At 64.5% G+C, this 21,247-nt stretch carries 19 protein-coding genes; 8 read left to right on the forward strand and 11 right to left on the reverse strand.

Going from position 1 to position 21,247, the window contains the following annotated elements; all coding sequences use genetic code 11:
- Positions 1 to 15: 15 nt before the first annotated feature.
- Complete coding sequence (locus AB7F49_RS03610) at positions 16 to 861, forward strand: ABC transporter substrate-binding protein (protein WP_428520404.1); 846 nt, start codon at positions 16 to 18, stop codon at positions 859 to 861.
- Here the strand turns inward: AB7F49_RS03610 and AB7F49_RS03615 are convergent.
- The 4 genes from AB7F49_RS03615 to modA are packed head-to-tail and all read right to left on the reverse strand — an operon-like array spanning position 822 to position 3,859.
- Positions 822 to 1,646 (reverse strand): cobalamin-binding protein, encoded by an 825-nt coding sequence (locus tag AB7F49_RS03615; protein ID WP_428520406.1) that lies wholly within the window; start codon positions 1,644 to 1,646, stop codon positions 822 to 824. The genes AB7F49_RS03610 and AB7F49_RS03615 overlap by 40 nt on opposite strands.
- Positions 1,647 to 1,658: 12 nt before the next feature.
- A complete protein-coding gene (gene modC / locus AB7F49_RS03620; protein ID WP_428520407.1) occupies positions 1,659 to 2,345 on the reverse strand; it encodes a molybdenum ABC transporter ATP-binding protein in 687 nt (228 codons plus the stop codon).
- A 2-nt stretch (positions 2,346 to 2,347) separates the two neighbouring features.
- On the reverse strand, positions 2,348 to 3,043 hold the full coding sequence (gene modB, locus AB7F49_RS03625) for a molybdate ABC transporter permease subunit (protein ID WP_428520409.1): 696 nt from the start codon (positions 3,041 to 3,043) through the stop codon (positions 2,348 to 2,350).
- 27 nt (positions 3,044 to 3,070) lie between these two features.
- Positions 3,071 to 3,859, reverse strand: coding sequence for a molybdate ABC transporter substrate-binding protein (gene modA / locus AB7F49_RS03630; RefSeq protein ID WP_428520411.1), 789 nt, complete (start codon positions 3,857 to 3,859; stop codon positions 3,071 to 3,073).
- 227 nt (positions 3,860 to 4,086) lie between these two features.
- On the opposite strand from modA, the gene AB7F49_RS03635 reads away from it, so the two are divergent.
- Together AB7F49_RS03635 and AB7F49_RS03640 are read left to right on the forward strand one after the other, a co-directional pair.
- On the forward strand, positions 4,087 to 5,718 hold the full coding sequence (locus AB7F49_RS03635) for a GMC family oxidoreductase (RefSeq protein ID WP_428520413.1): 1,632 nt from the start codon (positions 4,087 to 4,089) through the stop codon (positions 5,716 to 5,718).
- A 128-nt stretch (positions 5,719 to 5,846) separates the two neighbouring features.
- On the forward strand, positions 5,847 to 6,428 hold the full coding sequence (locus AB7F49_RS03640) for a Yip1 family protein (protein WP_428520415.1): 582 nt from the start codon (positions 5,847 to 5,849) through the stop codon (positions 6,426 to 6,428).
- Between the two features lie 67 nt (positions 6,429 to 6,495).
- Here the strand turns inward: AB7F49_RS03640 and AB7F49_RS03645 are convergent, their stop codons facing one another.
- Entirely contained in the window at positions 6,496 to 8,886 is a 2,391-nt protein-coding gene (locus tag AB7F49_RS03645) for a transketolase (protein WP_428520417.1), read from the reverse strand.
- A gap of 139 nt (positions 8,887 to 9,025) precedes the next feature.
- Between AB7F49_RS03645 and AB7F49_RS03650 the strand changes: the two genes are divergently transcribed.
- Positions 9,026 to 9,484: an Lrp/AsnC family transcriptional regulator gene (locus tag AB7F49_RS03650; RefSeq protein WP_428520419.1), complete on the forward strand. Its 459-nt coding sequence runs from the start codon at positions 9,026 to 9,028 to the stop codon at positions 9,482 to 9,484.
- Here the strand turns inward: AB7F49_RS03650 and AB7F49_RS03655 are convergent, their stop codons facing one another.
- From AB7F49_RS03655 to AB7F49_RS03665, 3 genes are all read right to left on the reverse strand, one after another.
- Entirely contained in the window at positions 9,485 to 10,348 is an 864-nt protein-coding gene (locus tag AB7F49_RS03655; RefSeq protein WP_428520475.1) for a transglycosylase SLT domain-containing protein, read from the reverse strand.
- 124 nt (positions 10,349 to 10,472) lie between these two features.
- Positions 10,473 to 11,486, reverse strand: a complete 1,014-nt coding sequence (locus AB7F49_RS03660; protein WP_428520421.1) for a S1C family serine protease — start codon at positions 11,484 to 11,486, stop codon at positions 10,473 to 10,475.
- Positions 11,487 to 11,816: 330 nt separating this feature from the next.
- Positions 11,817 to 12,776 (reverse strand): NAD(P)-dependent oxidoreductase, encoded by a 960-nt coding sequence (locus AB7F49_RS03665; RefSeq protein WP_428520423.1) that lies wholly within the window; start codon positions 12,774 to 12,776, stop codon positions 11,817 to 11,819.
- A 103-nt stretch (positions 12,777 to 12,879) separates the two neighbouring features.
- Between AB7F49_RS03665 and AB7F49_RS03670 the strand changes: the two genes are divergently transcribed.
- The 4 genes from AB7F49_RS03670 (at position 12,880) to AB7F49_RS03685 (ending at position 18,061) form a co-directional block, all read left to right on the forward strand.
- Positions 12,880 to 13,695 carry a CoA transferase subunit A gene (locus AB7F49_RS03670; RefSeq protein WP_428520425.1) on the forward strand — a complete coding sequence of 272 codons (816 nt, stop codon included), beginning with the start codon at positions 12,880 to 12,882 and terminating at the stop codon, positions 13,693 to 13,695.
- Between the two features lie 9 nt (positions 13,696 to 13,704).
- Positions 13,705 to 14,445: a CoA-transferase gene (locus AB7F49_RS03675; RefSeq protein WP_428520427.1), complete on the forward strand. Its 741-nt coding sequence runs from the start codon at positions 13,705 to 13,707 to the stop codon at positions 14,443 to 14,445.
- A gap of 142 nt (positions 14,446 to 14,587) precedes the next feature.
- Complete coding sequence (locus AB7F49_RS03680) at positions 14,588 to 15,682, forward strand: Gfo/Idh/MocA family protein (protein ID WP_428520429.1); 1,095 nt, start codon at positions 14,588 to 14,590, stop codon at positions 15,680 to 15,682.
- 27 nt (positions 15,683 to 15,709) lie between these two features.
- Entirely contained in the window at positions 15,710 to 18,061 is a 2,352-nt protein-coding gene (locus tag AB7F49_RS03685) for a xanthine dehydrogenase family protein molybdopterin-binding subunit (RefSeq protein WP_428520431.1), read from the forward strand.
- An 84-nt stretch (positions 18,062 to 18,145) separates the two neighbouring features.
- On the opposite strand, the gene AB7F49_RS03690 is transcribed toward AB7F49_RS03685, so the two are convergent.
- From AB7F49_RS03690 to AB7F49_RS03700, 3 genes are all read right to left on the reverse strand, one after another.
- Complete coding sequence (locus tag AB7F49_RS03690; protein WP_428520433.1) at positions 18,146 to 18,667, reverse strand: hypothetical protein; 522 nt, start codon at positions 18,665 to 18,667, stop codon at positions 18,146 to 18,148.
- A gap of 59 nt (positions 18,668 to 18,726) precedes the next feature.
- Positions 18,727 to 20,154: an NAD-dependent succinate-semialdehyde dehydrogenase gene (locus tag AB7F49_RS03695; RefSeq protein WP_428520435.1), complete on the reverse strand. Its 1,428-nt coding sequence runs from the start codon at positions 20,152 to 20,154 to the stop codon at positions 18,727 to 18,729.
- Positions 20,155 to 20,404: 250 nt separating this feature from the next.
- Complete coding sequence (locus tag AB7F49_RS03700) at positions 20,405 to 21,190, reverse strand: enoyl-CoA hydratase (RefSeq protein WP_428520437.1); 786 nt, start codon at positions 21,188 to 21,190, stop codon at positions 20,405 to 20,407.
- Between the last annotated feature and the right edge of the window lie 57 nt (positions 21,191 to 21,247).

A 21,247-nucleotide genomic window follows, 5' to 3' on the forward strand; every position in this document is an offset into this window, starting at 1 on the left:
GAATCGTATCGTCGCATGACACGCCTTCCCGGAACAGTGCTGCGGCTGGCGGCGTGCATGATCCTGTGGGCGGCCGGCGCACAGGCCGCCGACCCGCCGCGCCGCGTGGTGTCGTTCAATCTGTGTGCCGATCAGCTCGTGGTTGCGCTCGCCGATCGGGAGCAGATCGCCGGGTTGTCGCCCTATGCGACCGATCCGGCGTTGTCGGTGGTGGCCGACAAGGCGCGTGGGTTCCGCAAGGCCGACTGGCAGGCGGAATCGACGCTTCTGCTGGAGCCCGACCTGGTCCTGATCGGGCCGAACGATCGCTCGGTGACGCGGCGCATGCTGGCCTCGCAGGGTCTGCGGGTGGTCGAGACCGGTTTTGTCAGCGATCTTGAGTCGGCGCGGAAGCAAATCCGTGAGGTGGCGGCTCTGCTCGGCCACCCCGAACGCGGCGAAACGCTGATCGCGGAGCTTGAGCGCGCCCGCCTGCGTCTCGCATCCACCGCGTCGAAAGGCGAGCGCACCGCCCTGGTGGTTGAGCGCGGCGGCTACACCCAGGGGCCGGCCAGCCTGGCTGCGACCTTGCTCGCGCAAGCCGGCCTCAAGCCGCCGTCCGGCGCGCCCGCCGGCTATGGCGGGTTCATTCCGCTAGAGAAATTTCTGGTGCTGCAGCCCGATTTGGTTTTTCTGAAGGATCCGCCGAACGCCGCAACCGATCAGGGCGCGATGTTCCTCGTGCATCCGGCGCTGCGCGACCTCTATCCGCCGGAGCGGCGCGTGGCGCTGCCGACGCGCTACACCATGTGCGGCGGGCCGGCGCTGGTCGCAGCGTTCGATTACATGGCCGCGGAGATGGCACGGCTGCCCGCGCGCTGAGCGGCGCACCAGGCACGCACGATCGCTGCGAGCGCGTCGAGTCCGTCGGTGAGCGCGGCGGGACCGGGTTGCAGGATCAGTGGCGACTTGATTTCGCGCAGCCAGCCGGACTTCACCGCCGGAATGATGTCGAAGCCCGGCCGCACCGCGACCCTGGCCGGCACGAATTTCTTGCCGCACCACGATCCGACAATGATGTCAGGTGCGGCTGTGATCACGGCTTCGGCCGTGACGATGCGCTCCCGCGCCGACTTCATCCGCGACAATTCGGCAAACACGTCACTGCCGCCCGCGATCTCGACCAGCTCCGATACCCAGCGGATGCCCGATATCATCGGCTCGTCCCATTCCTCGAAATAGACGCGGGGCTTTCGCGGCAGCTTTTCCGCTTGCGCCTGAGCGGCACTCAGCTTCGCTTGCAGCGACGCCGCCAGCGACTCCGCCTTGTCGTGCGCGCCGACAAGCGCGCCGAGGGTGCGGATCATCGCGAATATGCCGGCAATGTCGCGCTGGTTGAAGGCATGCACTTCGATCCCGGCCCGGACCAGCTGCGCGACGATGTCCGCCTGCAAGTCGGAGAATGTCAGCACCAGATCCGGTTGGAGCGCGAGAATTTTCGGTACATCCGCGCTGATGAACGCCGAGACCCGCGGCTTCTCCCTGCGCACCCGTGCGGGGCGTACCGCATAGCCGGACACGCCGACGATGCGACGCTCCTCACCGAGGAGATACAGCGTCTCAACGGTCTCTTCGGTGAGGCACACGATGCGGGCGGGCGGATGCATCGCAAAATTGTATCATGTGAATGCGATCTCGTCCGCTCTGCTCAGGATATCCGGACCGCCCATAGCGACGACGCGCCCTGCTTCCAGCCGCACCACGACATTGGCGATGCGCTTCAGCTCACGGGCATAGTGGCTGACATAGACCATCGGGATGCCGACCTCGTCGCGAAGCCGCAGCAGGTAAGGCATGATCTCGCTCTTGCGGGCGGGATCGAGCGAAGCGAGTGGTTCGTCGAGCAGCAGCAATCGCGGTTTCAGCATCAATGCACGGCCGATGGCGACTCGCTGACGCTCGCCACCGGACAGCTTGCCGGGACGCCGCTGAAGCAGCGGCTCGATATCGAGCATCGCGATGATTCTTGCAAATTCCTGCGGGTCGTGCGCCAGCCCGGCCATCCAGCGCCCGTAATCAAGATTCCCGGCGACGGTCATATGCGGAAACAGGCGCCCTTCCTGAAACACATAGCCGATGCGCCGCCGATGCGCCGGGACGTCGATTCGTCTGTCAAAATCGAACAGCGTCTCTTCGCCCAGGGACAGCCGCCCCCGATCCGGGCGGATCAGCCCCGCGATCATGCTCACCAGCGTGGTCTTGCCGGCACCGGACGGGCCGAACAATCCGGTCACCGGCCCGCCGCTGTCGAAGGTGACGTGCAAGTCGAGGTCGCCGATATGCTTCCGGAGATCGACGCTGAGCAATGTCATTCTCCGTGCAACCGGCGCACCGCGCGTTGCGCAAAAAATTCGGAGGCCAGCAGCGCCGCCATGGCGATGACGATGGAGACGATCACCAGGCGGAAAGCGGCCACGTCGCCGCCGGGAATCTGCGTGTAGGTGTAGATCGCCGCCGATATCGTCTGGGTTTCGCCCGGGATATTGGACACGAACGTGATGGTGGCGCCGAACTCGCCCAGCGCCTTGGCGAAACACAAGAGCGTGCCGGCGATGATCCCGGGCATCGCAAGCGGCAGCGTCACCGTCGCGATGCACCAGAACGCATTGGCGCCGAGCGTCGCGGCCGCATCTTCGAGCCTGCGGTCGATCGCCTCAAACGAAATCCGGATCGGCCGCACCAGCAGTGGAAACGCCATGATGCCGCAGGCCAGGGCGGCGCCAGTCCAGCGAAACGACAACACGATGCCGAAGGTCTCGTACAGGAAGCTCCCGACCGGTCCGCGCCTGCCGAACGAGATCAGCAACAGATAGCCGGTGACGACCGGCGGCAGCACCAGCGGCAGCACGATCAGTCCGTCAAGCAGCGCCTTGCCGGGAAAGCTTTTGCGCGCGAGCACCCATGCCACCGCAATTCCGAGCGGCAGCGCGACAATGGTCGCAACCGTGGCGATCCGGAGCGAGAGCCGGATCGCCGTCCATTCTTCAGGCGTCAGTTCGAACACGCGACGACTCGCAACGGTGCGTGCGCGTCAGGTCGACGGCCTGACCGCGAGCATTGTGAAGCCGTATTTCTCGAACATGTCTCTGGCGGTCTTCCCGCGCAGGAACGCGAGATAACCCGCCACCTCCGGCTTCGCGTTCGTGGTCGCAGCGACCGGATAGGTGACCGGCGGATGCGAGCCGTCCGGGAAGGTACCGATGATCCTGACGCCGGGGTCGACCCTGGCGTCGGTCGCATAGACGATGCCGAGCGCGGCCTCGCCGCGCGAGACCAGAAGCAGCGCCGCGCGCACATTGTCGGCCATTGCCAGCTTCGGCTGCGCCGTGGCCCACATGCCGAGCGTTTCCATCGCCGCCTTGGCATAGCGACCGGCCGGAACTGAGGTTACCTCGCCGATAGCGATACGGCTGTCGCCGGCAAGCCTCGCGAGATCGAAACCCTGACCGGGCTTGACGTCGCCGATCTTCGAATCCTTCGACGTGATCAGCACCAGCTTGTTGCCAAGCAGATTGACACGGGTGCCGGCGTTGATCGCCTTCTTGTCGATCAGGTAGTCCATCCATTTGAGATCGGCGGATACGAACACATCCGCAGGCGCGCCTTCCTCGATCTGCTTGGCCAGCGCGGAGCTGGCCGCATAACTCGCCACCACCTTGACGCCGGTCGCCTTGGTATAGGCGGCGTTTACGTCGTCGAGCGCGTTCTTCATCGAGGCTGCGGCGAAGACGGTGATGCTTTTGTCCTGCGCGAAACCGGGTTGCGGCGCGAGCGCGACCAATGCGGCGGCAAGGCCCAGAGCGAATGAGCGTTTCAGCATGGCGGTTCTCCAAAACGTGCGGTCCCGGCGACATGAGGTGTCATGCCGGACCATAACGAGCGCTAACGTCTTGCGACAATTGAAGGAACCGCCGTTCCGTCGTGGGGGTCCCGGATGAGCGCGCACAGCGCGGCCGGGATCGCGATGCAGACTTTAGCAACTCTCCGCCATTTGCCAAGATCGGATTAACGCGCAGGCTTCCGAGACGGCCTGGTCGGGAGGGGACATTGAACGCACCAGCTACGCCGCTCGACGGCGATTACGACTATATCATCGTGGGCGCTGGCTCGGCCGGTTGCGTGCTGGCGAACCGGCTGTCGGCTGACCCATCCAGGCGCGTGCTGCTGCTGGAAGCCGGCGGCCGCGACAACTGGATCTGGTTTCATATCCCCGTCGGCTATCTGTTCGCGATCGGCAATCCGCGCTCCGACTGGATGTTCCGCACCGAGGCGGTGCCCGGACTGAACGGCCGCGCGCTGGCCTATCCGCGCGGCAAGGCGCTCGGCGGTTCGTCGGCGATCAACGCCATGATCTACATGCGCGGACAGGCCGGCGATTACGACCACTGGCGCCAGCTCGGCCTCACCGGCTGGGGCTGGGACGACGTCAAGCCGCTTTTCCGCAAGCAGCTCGATCACTTTCTGGGCGACAGCGAGCATCATGGCGCTGGGGGCGAGTGGAGGGTGGAATATCCGCGGCTGCGCTGGGATATCACCGACGCATTCCGCGACGCCGCTGCACAGGCCGGCATTCCGAAATGCGATGATTTCAACACCGGCAACAACGAGGGCTGCGGCTATTTCCACGTCAACCAGAAGATGGGGCGGCGCTGGTCCGCGGCGCGCGGCTTCCTGAAGCCGGTGATGAGCCGGGCGAATCTTCGCGTCGAGACTGGCTGTCTTGTCGAGAGGCTCGAATTCGATGGAAAGCGCGCGACCGGCGTGCGCTTCCGTCAGAACGGCGAGAGCCGGCTGGCGCGATGCCGCGGCGAGGTGATCCTGTCGGCCGGCGCGATCGGCTCGGTGCAACTGCTGCTCCTCTCCGGTGTCGGTCCCGCGGCGCAGCTTGCCGAACACGGCATTGCACCGGTTCTGGAAAAGCCTGGCGTCGGCGAGAATCTCCAGGACCATCTGCAATTGCGGCTGATCCACAAGGTCAGCGGCGTGACGACGCTGAACGAGACCTACCGGTCGCTGGTCAGGCGCGGGCTGATGGGTCTCGATTATGCGCTGCGCCGTCGCGGACCGTTGACCATGGCCCCGTCGCAACTCGGCGCATTCACCCGATCGAGCCCGCGCTACGACCGGCCGAACATCCAGTTTCATGTGCAGCCGCTGTCGCTCGACAAGTTCGGCGATCCGCTGCACGACTTCCCGGCCTTCACCACCAGCGTCGCCAATCTGCGGCCGGCCAGCCGCGGGCATGTGCGGCTGCGCGACGCCGATCCGGCCGGCAAGCCGGTGATCCAGCCGAATTATCTGTCGGCCGACGAGGACCGCCAGGTCGCGGTCGACTCGATCAGGGTCGCGCGCAACATCGTGGCGCAGCCGGCGCTGCAGGCGTTCAGCCCGGTCGAATATCTGCCCGGCGATGAGGTCCGCAGCGACGACGAGGCAGGGCTTGCCAAGGCCGCGGGCGATATCGGCACCACGATTTTCCACCCCGTCGGCACCGCGAAAATGGGTCGTCCGGAGGATCCGATGGCCGTGGTCGACGAGCGGCTGCGGCTGATCGGGCTTGCCAATGTGCGGGTCATCGACGCTTCGGTGATGCCGACGATCACCTCCGGGAATACCAACTCGCCGACCATGATGATTGCGGAGAAGGGCGCGATGATGGTGCGGGAGGACGGGCGCTAGTCTCGCCGCTCATTCCCGCGAAGGCGGGTATCCCGCGCATGGGCTCAGGATCCCTGCTTTGGCTGGGACGAGCGTCGGATATTCGACCGCCACACCATTTCCTAAGATTCGGCGGATAGAAGTTCTGCATGCATACGCTCCTCGCGCGCATCAGAAACATCATTGCCGATCCACGCAGCGAGTGGCCGCTGATCGCGACCGAGCCGGGCGATCCGATGCGCCTGTTCGTCGGCTATGTTGCGGTGCTGGCTGCAATCCCGGCAATTGCCGGATTCATCGGATCGAGCCTGATCGGGGTTTCGGTATCGGTCGGACGGCTGCACGATCCGCTTTCGCTCGGATTGCTGCGCGCCGTCATCAGCTATCTGTTCAGCTTCGTCATTGTGTATTTGACCGCGCTGGCAATCGACGTCATGGCGCCGCTGTTCCAGACGCAGCGCAATTTCTCCAATGCACTGAAGCTTGCGGTCTATTCGTTCACCCCGGTCTGGCTGATCGGAATCGTACTGACGATCCCGGGCCTGCGGTTTCTTTCGATCCTCGGGCTCTATGCGATCCGCCTGCTCTGGACCGGCCTGCCGCCGCTGATGGGCGCGCCGCGTCCGAAGGTGCTGCCTTACGCGCTCTCGATCGTGGCCGCAGCCTTCGTCATCACGCTCGCAATGTCGGTGATCCAGGCCGCGGTCACCACGCTGCCGTTCCGGGAATAGCCCGCATCTTTACCCTCCCCACAAGAGAAAGGGTAAGAGCCATGCCGAGCCGCGTCACAAGACCGCGCTATCCCAGCGCCCGCAGATAACGAATGGGCCGCCCGGTGGTGAGAGCCTGCGCGGCGGCGATGATCGCGTTCGCGTCGATCCCGTAATGCCGATACAGATCGGGCAGCGATCCGGTCTGGCCGAAATGCTCCACGCCGAGCCCGCGGGTGCGGTGGCCATATACGCCGCCCAGCCATGACAGCGTCGCCGGATGCCCATCCAGCACCGTGACGAGCCCGCAATGCGGGGGCACATCGTCGAGCAGCCGCTCGACATGCGAGCGCGCATGCACAAGTCCACGCTCGCGGGCGCGCTGGGCGGCGGTCCAGCCGGCATTGAGCCGGTCGGCCGACGTTACCGCCATGAGCCCGATGTCGCGGCGATCCTCGCCCATCAGGCCAACCGCCTCGATCGCTTCCGGTGCCATCGCGCCGGTACAGGCGACGACCACCTGCGCATTCGGGCCGGGCCTGCGCAGCCAATAGGCGCCGTCGATGATGGCTTGCTGCAACTCGCCGGTCATCGCGCGCTGCGGCTGTTCTATTGGTCGCGTGGACAGCCGCAGATAGACCGAGCCGCCGGTCTCGTCGCGCAACCATGTCCTTTCAGAAGGAGCCGCGTCGCCATCCTTCTGAATATAATCGAGCGCAAAGCGCAGGATGACCGCAAGTTCATCCACGAAAGCCGGCTCGAACGACGCCAGGCCGTCCTGTGCCATGCCGATCAGCGGCTGCGCGATCGACTGATGTGCGCCGCCCTCGGGAGCGAGCGTGATGCCGGACGGCGTCGCCACCACAATGAAGCGGGCATCCTGGTAGCAGGCATAATTCAGCGCATCGAGACCGCGCGCGATGAAGGGATCGTACAGCGTGCCGATCGGCAGCAGCCGCTCGCCCTCGATCGCATGCGACAGGCCAAGCGCAGAAAGCAGAATGAACAGATTCATCTCGGCAATGCCAAGCTCGACATGCTGGCCGTTCGGCGAGAATTCCCAGGCAAAGGTCGAGGGAATGCGCTCGTTGCGGAACGTGTCGAGCATGGACTCGCGTGCAAAGAGCCCGCGCCGGTTCACCCAGGCGCCGAGATTGGTCGAGACCGTAACGTCGGGCGAGGTGGTGACGATGCGCGACGCATACGGCTCCTTCGACTTGCCGATCTCGTTCATCAGGGCGCCGAAGCCGGTCTGGGTCGAGGTCACCGCCTGCGCCGGTACGGACAGCGTTGCGGGAATGTCGATGCGCGGAGCCTTTGCCGCGGGCTTTCGCTGCGCGAACGGCACCGTGTCGAGAAAACTCTGCAGTGTTTCCGGCGGAAGCGTCAGCCCCTCGAACCGCTCCCATTCGTGGCCCGGCCGCACCTGGTTCAGCGTGCGGAAGGCCTCCATCTGCGCGGGCGTCATCAGGCCTGCGTGGTTATCCTTGTGCCCGGCCATCGGCAGACCGAAGCCCTTCACCGTGTAGCAGATGAAGCAGACCGGCCGGTCGTGCTTGACGTTCCCGAATGCCTTGATCAGCGCCGGCAGATCGTGGCCGCCCAGATTGTTCATCAGGCGTGCCAGTTCGTCGTCCGAGCGCTTGCCGATCAGTTTTGAGACGTCGCCCTGATCACCGATCTCGTCATTGAGCCGCTTGCGCCAGGCTGCCCCGCCCTGAAACACCAGCGCCGAATAGAGCGGATTCGGGCAGGCGTCGATCCAGGCGCGCAGCTTCTCGCCGCCGGGCTCGCGGAAGGCCTGTTCCTGCAGCGAGCCGTATTTGACGATCACCACCTCCCAGCCGAAATTCTTGAACAGCTGCTCGTAGCGCTCCCACAGACCTTCGCGCACCACCGCATCGAGGCTCTGGCGGTTATAGTCGACGATCCACCAGCAGTTGCGCAGGCTCTGCTTCCAGCCCTCCAGCAACGCCTCGAAGATATTGCCTTCATCGAGTTCGGCATCGCCGACCAGCGCGATCATGCGGCCTTCCGGCTTGTCTTTCGCAAGACCATGCGCGCGCACATAGTCCTGCACGATCGACGAGAACAGCGTCTGCGCGACGCCGAGCCCCACCGATCCGGTCGAGAAATCGACGTCATCGATGTCCTTGGTGCGCGACGGGTAGCTCTGCGCGCCCTTGTAGCCGCGGAAATTCTCGAGCTTTCCGCGTGTCTGCTTGCCGAGCAGATACTGGATGGCGTGAAAGATCGGCGACGCATGCGGCTTGACCGCGACCCGGTCCTGCGGCCGCAGGATGTCCAAATAGAGCGCGGTCATGATGGTGGCGAGCGAGGCGGACGAGGCCTGGTGGCCGCCGACCTTCAGCCCGTCGACGTTGTCACGCAGATGGTTGGCGTTGTGGATCGTCCAGCTGGCCAGCCACAGCACCTTCTTTTCCAACTGGGACAGGATGTCGATGCGGCTATCGGGCATGGCGCGAGCCTCTGGCGTCTGCGAACAGGATATGTGTCGCATGCGGCCGATGGCAAAGGCATCCAATCTGCGCTACAGATATCCGGGAAATTGGCTGAAACGGCCAAAGAAATCGTCATAAAGAGTGGAATCGTTCGGAATGCCGCTCGACGCGATTGATCGAAAGATTCTCGCCCTGCTTCAGGATGACGGCAGGATGAGCCTCGCCACACTCGCCGAGAAGGTCGGGTTGTCGCCGTCGCCCTGTCTGCGCCGTGTCCGCCTGTTGGAGAAGGCCGGCATCATCGCCCGATATGTCGCCGTGCTGAATCAGCGCGCGGTGGGGCTGCCGGTCAGCGTATTCGTCTCCATCAAGCTTGAAAGCCAGCGCGAGGAGGCGCTGACGAAATTCGGGCGCGCGATCGCGCGCTGGCCGGAAGTGCTGGAATGTTATCTGATGACCGGCCCGCGGGACTATCTGCTGCGGGTCGTGGTCGCCGATCTCAGCGCGTATGAGCAATTCCTCAAACAGAAGCTGACGCGGCTTGACGGCATCGCCTCGATCGAGTCGAGCTTCGCGCTGGAGCAGGTGAAGTACACCAACGTCCTGCCGGTGTGACTATCCACGGTTCCGCAACACCAGGCACGCGCCGCCGGCCTTGCGCAGCGTATTGCACAATGCGTTGGCTTCGCCGCGCGTGTCGGTGCCGATCCGCACCTGATAGAACACGGCGCGCCCGCGGGTGCGCATCACCGACGACTGAAGCCCCGGATCCCTGTCCTTCAATATGCTCTCGTAGCGCCGGAGCGCGCGCGCATACATCGCCATGGCGCGGTCGCGCGAGAAGCCGGCGCCGAGCTGAACGCCCCACGGCTGCGCGAGCGAGTGCACGACGCGCTGCGTGAGCTGTTCGAGGAACGGGTTCGGCGAGCGCTTCAGCATTGCCATCAGTTCGCCGCAGCCAGGCTGCTTCTTTTGCTCGTCCTTCGGCTTTTCCTTGCCGTCGTGCATCTTGGCGCGCGCGGCCGCCCAATCGTCGACGGTGATGCCGGTGATCGATGAGACATAGTTGCGGGTCTCGCCCGGCATGTAGCCGGTGCCGGCGAGCCATTCGCGCACGCGGCGCGGCCCCGCATTATAGGCTGCTGCGGCGAGACCGAGATTGCCGAATTGCAGCCAGAGCTCCTTCAGGAATTCCGCGGATTTCGGCAGCGCCTGCACCGGATCGAATGGGTCGAGCAGCCCGCGTTCGGCTGCGGTGCCCGGCATGAATTGCGCCATTCCCTGCGCGCGCTTGCCGCTGCGTGTCATCGGGCCAACCGCATCGGCGCGAAACCGGCTCTCCTGCCAGATCACCCGCGCAAAGAATTCGAACGGTAGGCCGTGATCGCGCGCGGCTGATTCAATCATCAGGCAGATGGAATCGTCGGATGCCGAGTCCCTGGCGCGGGCATCCGACAACCAGGCGCAAGCCAGCAGCATCGCCGCTGCGGCGAAGGCGTGGCCACGCGCGATTTGAAGAACGCCCGGCACGGCAATGGCCCGTCCATCAATTTGCGCCCGGGGTGCCGCCCCGGGCCATCGGCTCGAGGCCGAGCATAGGCCCTCAGAACGTGCTCTTCAGCTTCAGATGGTCCATGCGGTTAATCGATTGCACGTCGATATGCTGCTCCTTGCCGTCGCGCTGAATGTCGAGCGGGACGGTGGCGCCTGCGGCGCCGAGCGACCAGAGCTTGCGGTAGAAATCCGGCAGGGTCTTCGGAGCCTCGCCAGCGATATTCGTGATCAGGTCTCCCTTTCGCAGGCCAGCCTTCTCGGCGGGGGAATTCGGGGTGACGCGTGCGATCACCAGCCCATAATCGGTGGCTTGCGTGCTCAGCCCGATCCATGGCTTGGGCGTACCGCCCGCGGCGCCGTTGGCGATCAGGTCGGCGAGGATGGGCTTCAGGATGTCGGTCGGCACATAGAGGTTCCCGGCGCCGCCGCCCTTGCCGGATGCATCGCCGACGATCAGCGAACCGACACCGACCAGCCTGCCTTCGCGTGTGATCAGCGCGGCCCCGCTCCAATGCGAGTGCGCGGGCGCGGTATAGATCGCGCCGTCGATCAGATATTCCCAGGACCCCGCAAATTCGCGGCGCGACACCACGCGCGCAGGGGCGATTCCATCGCGGCCACCGAAGCTTGCCGCCAGCACAGGATCGCCGACCTTGAGGTCCGATGATTTGCCGAACAGCATCGGCCGCACTTTCAGCGGCGCCACCGCCTTGAGCAGGCCGAAGCCGGTATCGTGGTCGTAGCCGACAACCGTTGCCGGTATCTTGCGGCCGTCATTGGTAATTGCCTCGGCGGCATGCGCCTCCACCATCAGATAGCCGATGGTGAGGATCAGCCCCTCGTCGTCGATCACGATTCCGGAGCCGTCGCGCTCCTGGCCGAGATTGTCGACCGTGCGGCCGTCCGGATTGATGTAGGTCTTGATCCGGACCACGGAGGACAGAAGGTCTTCGGTCGCCGACTTGGCGCCCTCGCCCTGCGCGAAGGCGGAGCCGGACGCGGCAGAAAAGCAAAGAACCGAGACCAGCAACAGCACCACGCGCAAGGGCAGTGACTTTCGCATCAAGGCCTCCTTGGGGCTCATCGTTCCAGACCGGGGCACCTTCGAATCAGATTGGTCAGACCCGAAGATTAGCAAGTCCAATGCCAATTATACGGATATCCGGGGGTGAAAGGACAAGACCCGCATCTTCATAACCCGGCGCGGAGCCATGCCGGTTCCCGGCCGGCCCACGAAAAAAAGCCGCAATGGACGCCTCTTCGCGGCACGCGGGCGCCACGCCGCCGGTCGCGCGCACGGCGATCAGCCGAAAGTGATCCGTGGTGCCGGGCCGCCGTGTCGCCGAAGCCAGGCCAGCCCAAGGTCGGCTCGATACCGGGAAGGGGTCGGGTACTATTCCAGTCCGGTCGGCACGTTCTTCTTCTCGCTCTCGAGCTTCATGCCGGACGCGGCTGCCATGGTTTCCATCAGCGTGGCGAAATCCTTTTCAAGATAGGCTTTCGGGTCCGGCTGCTGGATCGCGTTGCCGATATGGCCCTGCAGGATTTCGCGCGTGGTCGCGGTCACCGGCATCGGCACCTTCCATTCGCGGCCGAGTTCAAGGCCGAGATCAAGGTCCTTCAGCAGCAATTCGGGCGTGAAGGTCGTTGTCCAGTCGAGATTGACCAGCGCCGGCGACTTGTAGCGCGTGAACATCGAGCCCATCACGCTGTTGCTCATGAAGCGCAGGAACGCCTCGCGCGGCACGCCCATCTTGTTGGCCAGCAGCGTGATCTCGATCAGGTTCTGGATCACCACGCCGAGCATGACGTTGTGCGCGATCTTGCAGATGCGCGCGAGTTCGCCGTCGCCGACATAGGACACGCCGTTCGGCGCGAATTTCAGGACCATGTCCTCCACCTTGCGGAACGCGGCTTCCGGACCCGACGCAACCGCCGACAGCTTGCCGGCCTTGATGACCTTGGCGTTGCCCGACACCGGGCAGGCGACGAATTCGGCACCGAGCCCGCTGAGTTGCTCGCGGATTTCCGCGGAATCGTCGACCGAGATGGTGGAGCAATCGACCACGATCCTCGGCATCTTGCCCTTGCCGTTCGGCGCAACGCCGTTCGGTCCGAACAGGACCTCCTTCACGTCCTTGCCTGCGGACACGATGCAAAACAGCACGTCGACATCCGCGAGGTCGGAGAGTTTGTCGACCACCTTGCCGCCAAGCTTTGTCAGGGGCTCGGCCTTGGCCCGCGTCCGGTTCCAGATCGAAACATCGTAGCCGGATTTCAGCAACCATTCGGCCATCGCGTAGCCCATGCGGCCCATGCCGATCCAGCCGATGGTCTGCTTTCCGGTCGCCATTGCTCTTCCTCCCGTTGTGGCGTGTTTGGTAACACAGGGATCATTCGCCGCAAGCACTTCGCAACGGTCCCGTGCGGACCTATGATTGCGGCGAGGAGGCGCCATGTCCGTCATTGGTTCGCTAGAGGATGCCCTATCGTCCATCCCCGATAAGTGTCTGCTGGCGGTCCCGCGCGAGCAGGCCGGTGTGGCCATGGAAGCCACGCGCGCACTCATTCGCCGTCATGTGAAAAATCTGCACCTGGTCGCGCTGCCCGCATCCACATTGCAGGCCGACATGCTGATCGGAGCGGGTTGCGTCGAGACGCTGGAGACTTCGGCGGTAAGCCTTGGCGAACTGGGGCCGGCCCCCCGCTTCACGGCGGCGATGACCGCGGGCACGCTGCGGATGAAGGACGCCACCTGCCCGGCGATCTATGCCGCCTTGCAGGCGGCAGAAAAGGGAAATCCGTTCATGCCGTTGCGAGGGCTGATCGGGTCCGACCTGATGAATATCCGAAGCGACTGGATGGTGATCGACAATCCGTTCGGCAGCGACGATCCGATCGTGCTGCTGCCCGCGATCCGCCCCGACGTCGCGCTGTTCCATGCGCCGATGGCAGATCGGGACGGCAATGTCTGGATCGGCCGCCAGCGCGATCTGACCACGCTCGCGCATGCCTCGCGAAAGACGGTGGTGACGGTGGAGCGCATCCACGAGGGCAGTCTGCTGGACGATCCGGTGCTCGCAGCCGGCGTGCTGCCGGGCTTCTATGTCGAGGCGGTCGCCGTGGCGGAGAACGGTGCCTGGCCATTGTCGTTGCCGGATCATTATCCGGTTGATGTGGCGCATCTTTCCGAATATGCGCGGCTGGCAAAGACAGCCGAGGGCTTTGCGCGCTATTGCGACGAGCATGTGCGTGGCAAGCGAGCGGCGTAGCGCGTTGTGATGCCCTTCCATCCCGAAGAGCTTCTGATTGCCAGCGTCGCCGATCTGATCGGCGATGTGCGCCATATCGCGGTCGGCAATGCTTCGCCGATCCCCGCGGCAGCCGCGCTTCTGCAGAAGGCGCGCTGCGGCGGACGGCCTTACGTGTCTCTGTTGCAGAGCCGCAAGCACAATTTCTTCACCGACGGCGGCGTTGAATTGTTCGACTGCGCCGGGCAGGGCCGCATGGACGTGTTCTTCCTTTCCGGCGGAGAGATCGACGGCTGTGGCAACATCAACCTGGTCGGCATCGGCGATCACGACAGGCCGCAGGTGCGCTTCCCCGGCTCGTTCGGATCGGCCTATCTCTACTTCACCGTTCCGAAGGTGATCCTGTTCCGCACCGAGCATTCCCGGCGCACGCTGGTGCCGAAGGTGAACTTCGTCAGTGCGCCGGGCGTGAGCGAGCCCAACGTCCATCGTACCGGCGGACCGGTGGCGCTGATCACCAATCGCTGCCTGTTCGCCTTCGACCGTACGCGCCGGCGATTTCGGCTGCAGAGCGTGCATCCGGGGCACAGCATCGATGAGATCGCCGCGCATACCGGCTTCGATTACGACTGCCCGGGCCATGTGCCCGAAACGCCTGCGCCGGATGCGGAGACATTGCGGATCCTGCGCGAGGCGGTCGCGCCGGAACTGGCCGAGGTCTATCCGCAATTCGCGGAGAAGATATTCGGCGTGCCCATGAAGGCGGCCTAGCGCGGACTGTCATTGCCGGGCTTGACCCGGCAATCCATCTCACGCGAATGATGGATGCGCGGGTCATAGGCGAGCGAAGCGACGCCGTCCTTCGGCCGGCTATGCCCGCGCATGACAACAACATCGAATTTCAAGGGACGAAATGCCGGTAGAACCAATTGAAGTGGCCGTCATCGGCACCGGATGGTGCGGCGGCATTCGCGCCGAGACGCTGTCGCGCTATCCGCTGGTAAAGAAACTGCATGTCTGCGAGATCAGGCCTGACCGGCTGAAGGAAGTCCAGGCGCTGACGAATGCCGCGGTGGCGACGCTCGATTACCAGAACATCGTCAAGAACGATGCGGTGAAGGTGGTCTATATCTCCACCACGCCGGAAAGCACTCACTATCCGATAGCGCGCGACTGCCTGAAAGCCGGCAAGCATGTGCTGCTGGAAAAGCCGATCGCGCTCGAACTTTACGAGGCCGACGAACTCATAGCGATTGCCAAACGCAACAACGTCAAGTTCACCATCGGCTATTCGCAGCGCTTCAATACGAAATTCGCCTATGCCAAGAAAAAACTGAATGACGGCACGCTCGGCAAGCCGGTCTCCGTGATGGTGAGCCGGCATCTGTCGCGCAGCCTAGGCAAGAAGATCGCAAGCCGCGTCCGCCTGTCGCCCGCGGCAATGGAATCCACCCACGATCTCGACATCGTGTTCTGGCTGCTGGAGCCCGCGAAACCCGTCAGCGTCTATTCGCAGGGAGCCTACGGCTATATGAAGCCGGTCAACGGGTCCTACGACATCATGTGGTCGACGGTGAAGATGGACAACGGCGTCCTCGTCGCCATCGGCGGCGGCTGGAATCTGCCGCCGAGCTATCCGAATTACTGCGCCACCACGATCGAGATCACCGGCACCGAGGGCTCGCTGTTCCTCGACGATACCGCCCGCGACCACTGGCTCAACACCGTGAAGGACGGCATGCAATATGCGATGTCGACCATGCCGGGCGAACAGGTCGACCATATCTTCGCCGGTCAGATGGGGCCGGAGACGATCCACTTTCTCGAATCGTGCATCATGGACCGGCCGCCCATGGTGTCGCCGGAAAGCGCCCGCACCGTGATGGAATGCTACCTCGCCGCCGACCTGTCGGCCGAGCGCAACGCGCCGGTCGACATTCCGTTGACAAACGAGACGCTTGCGGGCATCGCGGACATGATCAAGGCGCAGCGCGCACCCCTTCCCTAAGGCGTCCTGCCCGCTTATCACCCTGTCATGGCTGCTGATTCCGACCACCCGCACCACGGCCCCCGCGTCGAGGACGATGCCTTGGTCCGCGGGCGCGGCCAGTTTGTCGACGACGTCGAAAAGCAGGGCGTCGCCCACGCGGTCTTCGTGCGCTCGCCCTATGCGCATGCCGGGATCGTGTCCATTTCTCCCGACGAGGCGCTGAAGGCGCCGGGCGTGCTCGGCGTCCTGACCGCGGCCGATCTCGAAGGGATCGGCAGCGTGACGCGGCATCCGCCGATTCCCGGCCGCGGTGGCGCGAAGGCCATCTTCTCGCACCGACCCTGCCTTGCCGCGCGCAAGGTCATGCATGTGGGCGAGGCCGTCGCGATGGTGGTTGCCGACAGTCTCACCCAGGCGCTCGATGCGGCCGAACTGGTCGCCGTCGATTACGAGGAATTGCCCGCAATCGTCGATGCGCGGGACGCGCTGAAGCCCGACGCACCACGGCTGCACGACGACATCGCCGGCAATCTCGCGGTCGATTATCCCGGGCCGGTCGACGATCCGGAAAATGTCGCGGCGGTCGAAGAGATCATCGGGTCGGCCGCGCATGTCGCGCGCGTCACCGTCGTGCAGCAGCGCATGATCATGGCGCCAATGGAAACGCGCGGCGGCACCGCGAGCTTCGACGGCAGGACCGGCCGCTACACGCTGCGGGTCTGCTCACAGGGCGCAGGCCCGATGCGCGACATGCTCGCCGCCATCATGGGGATCGACAGGCAGATGCTGCGCGTCATCACCGAAGACGTCGGCGGCGCCTTCGGCCTGAAGAGCGGTGCCTATCCGGAATATCCGGTGCTTCTTGCCGCCGCGAAAAAATACGGCCGCAAGGTCCACTGGATGGCGAGCCGCTCGGAAGCCTTCAACAGCGACAACCAGGGCCGTGACAATGTCACCACAGGCGAACTCGCGCTCGACGCCGACGGCAGGTTTCTCGCGCTGCGCGCGCGCCAGATTCAGAATCTCGGCGCCTATGTCGCTTCCGCCGGCATCCAGCTCGCGACCCACAATTTCGCGCGCTGCTTTCCGGCGATGTACAATATCCCGAAGCTCGATATCGGCGTGCAATGCGTTTACACCAACACGCTGCCGACCGGCCCGTATCGCGGCGCCGGCCGCCCCGAGGCGAATTATCTGGTCGAGCGGCTGGTCGATGAAGCCGCGCGCGTCAGCGGCATCGACAAGGTCGCGATCCGCAGACGCAATCTGATCCCGGCGTCGGCGATTCCGTTCAGGACCGCGATGGGCGCCACCTTCGACTCCGGCGAGTTTCCGGCGATTTTCGACAAGGCGCTGGCGCTGGCCGATATCGAGCGTTTCACGGATCGTCGTCGTGAGTCGGCGGAGCAGGGCAGGCTGCGCGGCCTGGGCATCTCCTGCTTTCTGGAGCATTCCGGCGGCGTACCGAACGAGGGGGCGTGGCTGACGTTTCCCGGCAATGGCTCGCTGGTTGTCAGCCTGAATGTGGGCAATACCGGACAGGGCCACGCCACGGTCTACACACGGCTGGTCGCCGACCGGCTCGCGGTCGACCCGGCGCTGGTGAAGCACCGGCAGGGTGACAGCGATTTCGAGATCAAGGGCTGGCCCTCGGTGGCGTCGCGCTCGACCATCACGGCGGGAACCGCGGTGGTGCGCACGGTCGAGGCGATGCTGGAAAAGGGCCGGGCGCTCGCCGCTCAGCTCCTCGAAGCCGACGAGAAGGACATCGCCTATCGCCGCGGCCTGTTCGAGGTGGTCGGCACCGACCGCTCGATCGGTCTGTTCGATCTCGCGGCGAAGGCTGCCGAGATGAAGGACAAGGGCGAGATTGCCGAAAGCCTCGATACCAGGCGCGATGTCGACACGCCGCAGACCTTCCCGAATGGCTGCCACATCGCCGAGGTCGAAATCGAGCCGGAGACCGGTGAGGTCGCCGTGGTCGGCTATTACGCGGTCGACGATTGCGGCACGGTGCTCGATCACACGCTTGCGCATGGCCAGGTCCATGGCGGTATCGCGCAGGGGCTGGGGCAGGTGCTGCTGGAGAATGCGGTCTACGATGGCAGCAGCGGGCAGCTCGTGACAGGCTCGTTCATGGATTATGCCATGCCCCGCGCCCACAACATGCCGTCGCTGCTGCGTGACGACTCGCACCCCGTTCCGGCGACCACCAATCCGCTCGGCGTGAAGGGCGTTGGCGAAGCTGGCACGACCGCTTCTCTTGCCGCGATCATGAATGCGATCGCGGATGCGGTTCCGGCAGCCGCGCACATGGACATGCCGGCCACGATGGAAAAGGTCTGGCGCGCGTGTCAGGGGATGGAGATTCCGCGTCGGTTTGAAGCCGACGCCTGAGAAGCATCATGCGCCGCGAAAGCGGCATCCAGTCATCACGAGCGTTCCGGATCGGCTGCTTTCGCGGGCGATGACACGAAACCGTCACCGCCGCGCGCTGGCGTTGCGCGGCCCGCGGAGCGACAGGCTGATTCGCGTGACGATGCCGTCCCAGGCCCGAAGTTCGCGCTCCGGATAGGAAAGATAGATGCAATGCATGCGGCCATGGAAGTTGCAGCGGCTGTAATACACCTCGCCGTCACGGACACCCGAAACTGCAAAGAAGCGTCTGGTCACGCGCCGATAGTCGATCGTGCGCGGATCTACCTTCAGGAAGTTTCGCAGATAGCTCTGCGGCGTGTGGCCTTCCTCATTGTCGAGCGCATAGGCCGAAAACGTCGCCCGCCCGTCGCTGCTATTGAAGACGCGGCCGACGCCCCGTTCCGGTTCGGCCGCTTCGACCGGAAACAGCGTGGCCGGAAAGTCGACACGCGTCCCGGTGCGCTCATCCACATAGGTGCGCCAGCCGGGTTGAGCGGTGTCGGACTGAGCCTGCACCGGCAACGGTACGGCGAGCCCGGCAAAGGCCAGGGCCGTCATCATCATGATGAAACGAATTCTTGCCATCGTCCGGCTCCGCCATTGTCCTTGTGGAGGTAATGGCGGAACCGTGTCCGCGTTCCCTGCTACCCCTGCGAGATGAACTTGCGGTTCGTGTAAGCCTCCAGCCCCTCGATTCCGCCCTCGGAACCGTAGCCGGATTCCTTGATGCCGCCGAACGGCGTTTCCGGCGTCGAGATCGCGACCGAGTTCACGCCCACCATGCCCGATTGCAGCGCGTCGCCGATCATGGTCGCGGTCTGGGAACTGGTCGTGAACGCGTAGGATGCAAGCCCGAAGGGCAGCGAGTTGGCGCGCTCCACCACCTCGTCGAAGCTCTTGAACCGCACGATCGGTGCCACCGGGCCGAACGGTTCCTCGGTCATGATTTTCGAATCGTCCGGCACATCGGTAATCACGGTCGGCTCGAAAAAATAGCCCTGGTTGCCGCGCCGCTTGCCGCCGGTCATGACCTTGCCGCCGCGGCTCTTGGCGTCGTTCACGATCGCCTCCATCGCGTCGAGCCGGCGCGGATTGGCGAGCGGACCCATCGTCGTATCCTTGTCGAGCCCGTCGCCGAGTTTCACGTTGTTGGCAAAATCGGTGAAGCGTTTGACGAAGCGGTCATAGACGCCTTCCTGCACGTAGAAGCGGGTCGGCGAGATGCAGACCTGGCCGGCATTGCGATACTTGAACGCCGCGATGGTGTCCGCGGTCTTTTCCGGATCGGCATCGCCGAACACCACGACCGGTGAATGCCCGCCCAACTCCATGGTCGCGCGCTTCATGCCTTTCGCCGCGAGACCGGCAAGCAGCTTGCCGACCGGAACGGAGCCGGTGAACGAAATCTTCTTCACGCTGTCGGCGCCGATCAGATGTTCGGAGACCTCCGCCGGCACGCCGAACACGAGGTTCAGCACGCCCTTCGGCAGCCCGGCATCGGCAAAACACTTCACCAGTTCGACGCAGGAGCCCGGCGTCTCTTCCGAGGCCTTGATGATGATCGAGCAGCCGGCCGCGAGCGCGCCCGCGATCTTGCGCACCGGCGTCAGCGTCGGAAAATTCCATGGCGTGAACGCCGCGACCACGCCGACGGGTTCCTGCAGCACCAGTTGGCGGATATTCTTGCCGCGGCCCGGCACGATGCGGCCATAGGAGCGACGGCCTTCTTCGGCCATCCAGTCGATGATGTCGGCAGTGCCGATCACCTCGAGTCGTGCTTCGCCCAGGGGCTTGCCCTGCTCCTGCGTCATCACGCGCGCGATGTGATCGGCGCGTTCACGCACGAGGTCGGCGGCCTTGCGCAGCACCTTCGCGCGGTCATAGGCGCTGGTTGCGCGCCATACCAGGAGGCCCCGGTCAGCGGCGGCCAGTGCGCGGTCGAGATCGGCCTTCGAGGCGTGCGGCAGTGTGCCGAGTGACTTCCCGGTGGCGGGGTTCATCACCTCTTCGCCCTTGCGGTCCTTGCCGTTGAGCCATTCGCCGTCGATGTAGAGCTGGAGATCGGTGTACATCAGGTTTCCTCACACTGGGTGTCATTTGCCGGGCGAAAGCGCGAAGCGCGTCTTGGCGCCACAAGAGCGCGAAGCGCGGCTTGACGCTAGAAGACCCGGCCATCCACGACTTTCTTGCGGAGCCGCCGCCAAGACGTGGATGCCCGGCGCAAGGCCGGGCATGACGACTTTCAACGTCCGGCGCGTCTTAGCAGCTTTGGCGTGATGCGACCACTGCGCTCCGTCAGTGTTTCACGGAGTGAAAACGAAGCTATTGCCCGGTAAACACCGGCTTGCGCTTCTCCATGAAGGCGGTGCGGCCCTCGATATAGTCCTTGCTGTCGAAGCAGCGCTTCACCGCGGCGGCGACGCTGTCGATGTCGCGCTCGGTTTCGTCCTTCAGCAACTCGCTGACGGCGTGCTTGGCGGCGCCGATGGTCAGCGGCGCATTGCCCGCGATGGTATCGCCATAGGTTTTCACATGGCTTTCCAGTTCCGCGTCCGGCACCACGCGGTTTACGAAGCCCATCATCCGCGCTTCCTCGGCGTCGAATTGCCGCGCCGTGAAGAAAATCTCCTTCGCGAAGGACGGCCCGACCACGTCCATCAGCCGGCGGATGCCCTTGTGGTCGTAGCCCAGGCCGAGCTTCGCTGCGGGGATCCCGAATTTCGAGCCGGCCGTGGCGATGCGCATGTCGCAGCAGGTCGCGAGCGCCATGCCGCCGCCGATGCAATATCCGCGGATCATCGCGATGGTCGGCTTGGGGAATTCATGCACGGCGGAGAACGCCCGTTCGGTGGTGGCGTTGTATTTGGCCACGGCCTCCTCGCTCGACCGCTCGGCTCCGAATTTCGAAATGTCGGCCCCGGAGACGAAGGCCTTGCCGCCGGCGCCGGTCAGCACCACGACTCGGATATCGGGATCGCTGCGAAACTGTTCGAGGATGTCGCCGGTCGCGGCCCACATCTCCATCGAGACCGCGTTGTGACGCTCCGGATTGTTGAAGATCACGTAGCCGATCCCGCCGTCCTTGCGCGAGAGCATCTTGTCGGTCATGCGCCGAAGTCCCTTTGCCGTTCATTCGCTTTGTCTTGCTTCCGATCGTCCCCGCAA

Source organism: Pseudorhodoplanes sp., from assembly GCF_050250235.1.
Classification (GTDB): domain Bacteria; phylum Pseudomonadota; class Alphaproteobacteria; order Rhizobiales; family Xanthobacteraceae; genus Pseudorhodoplanes.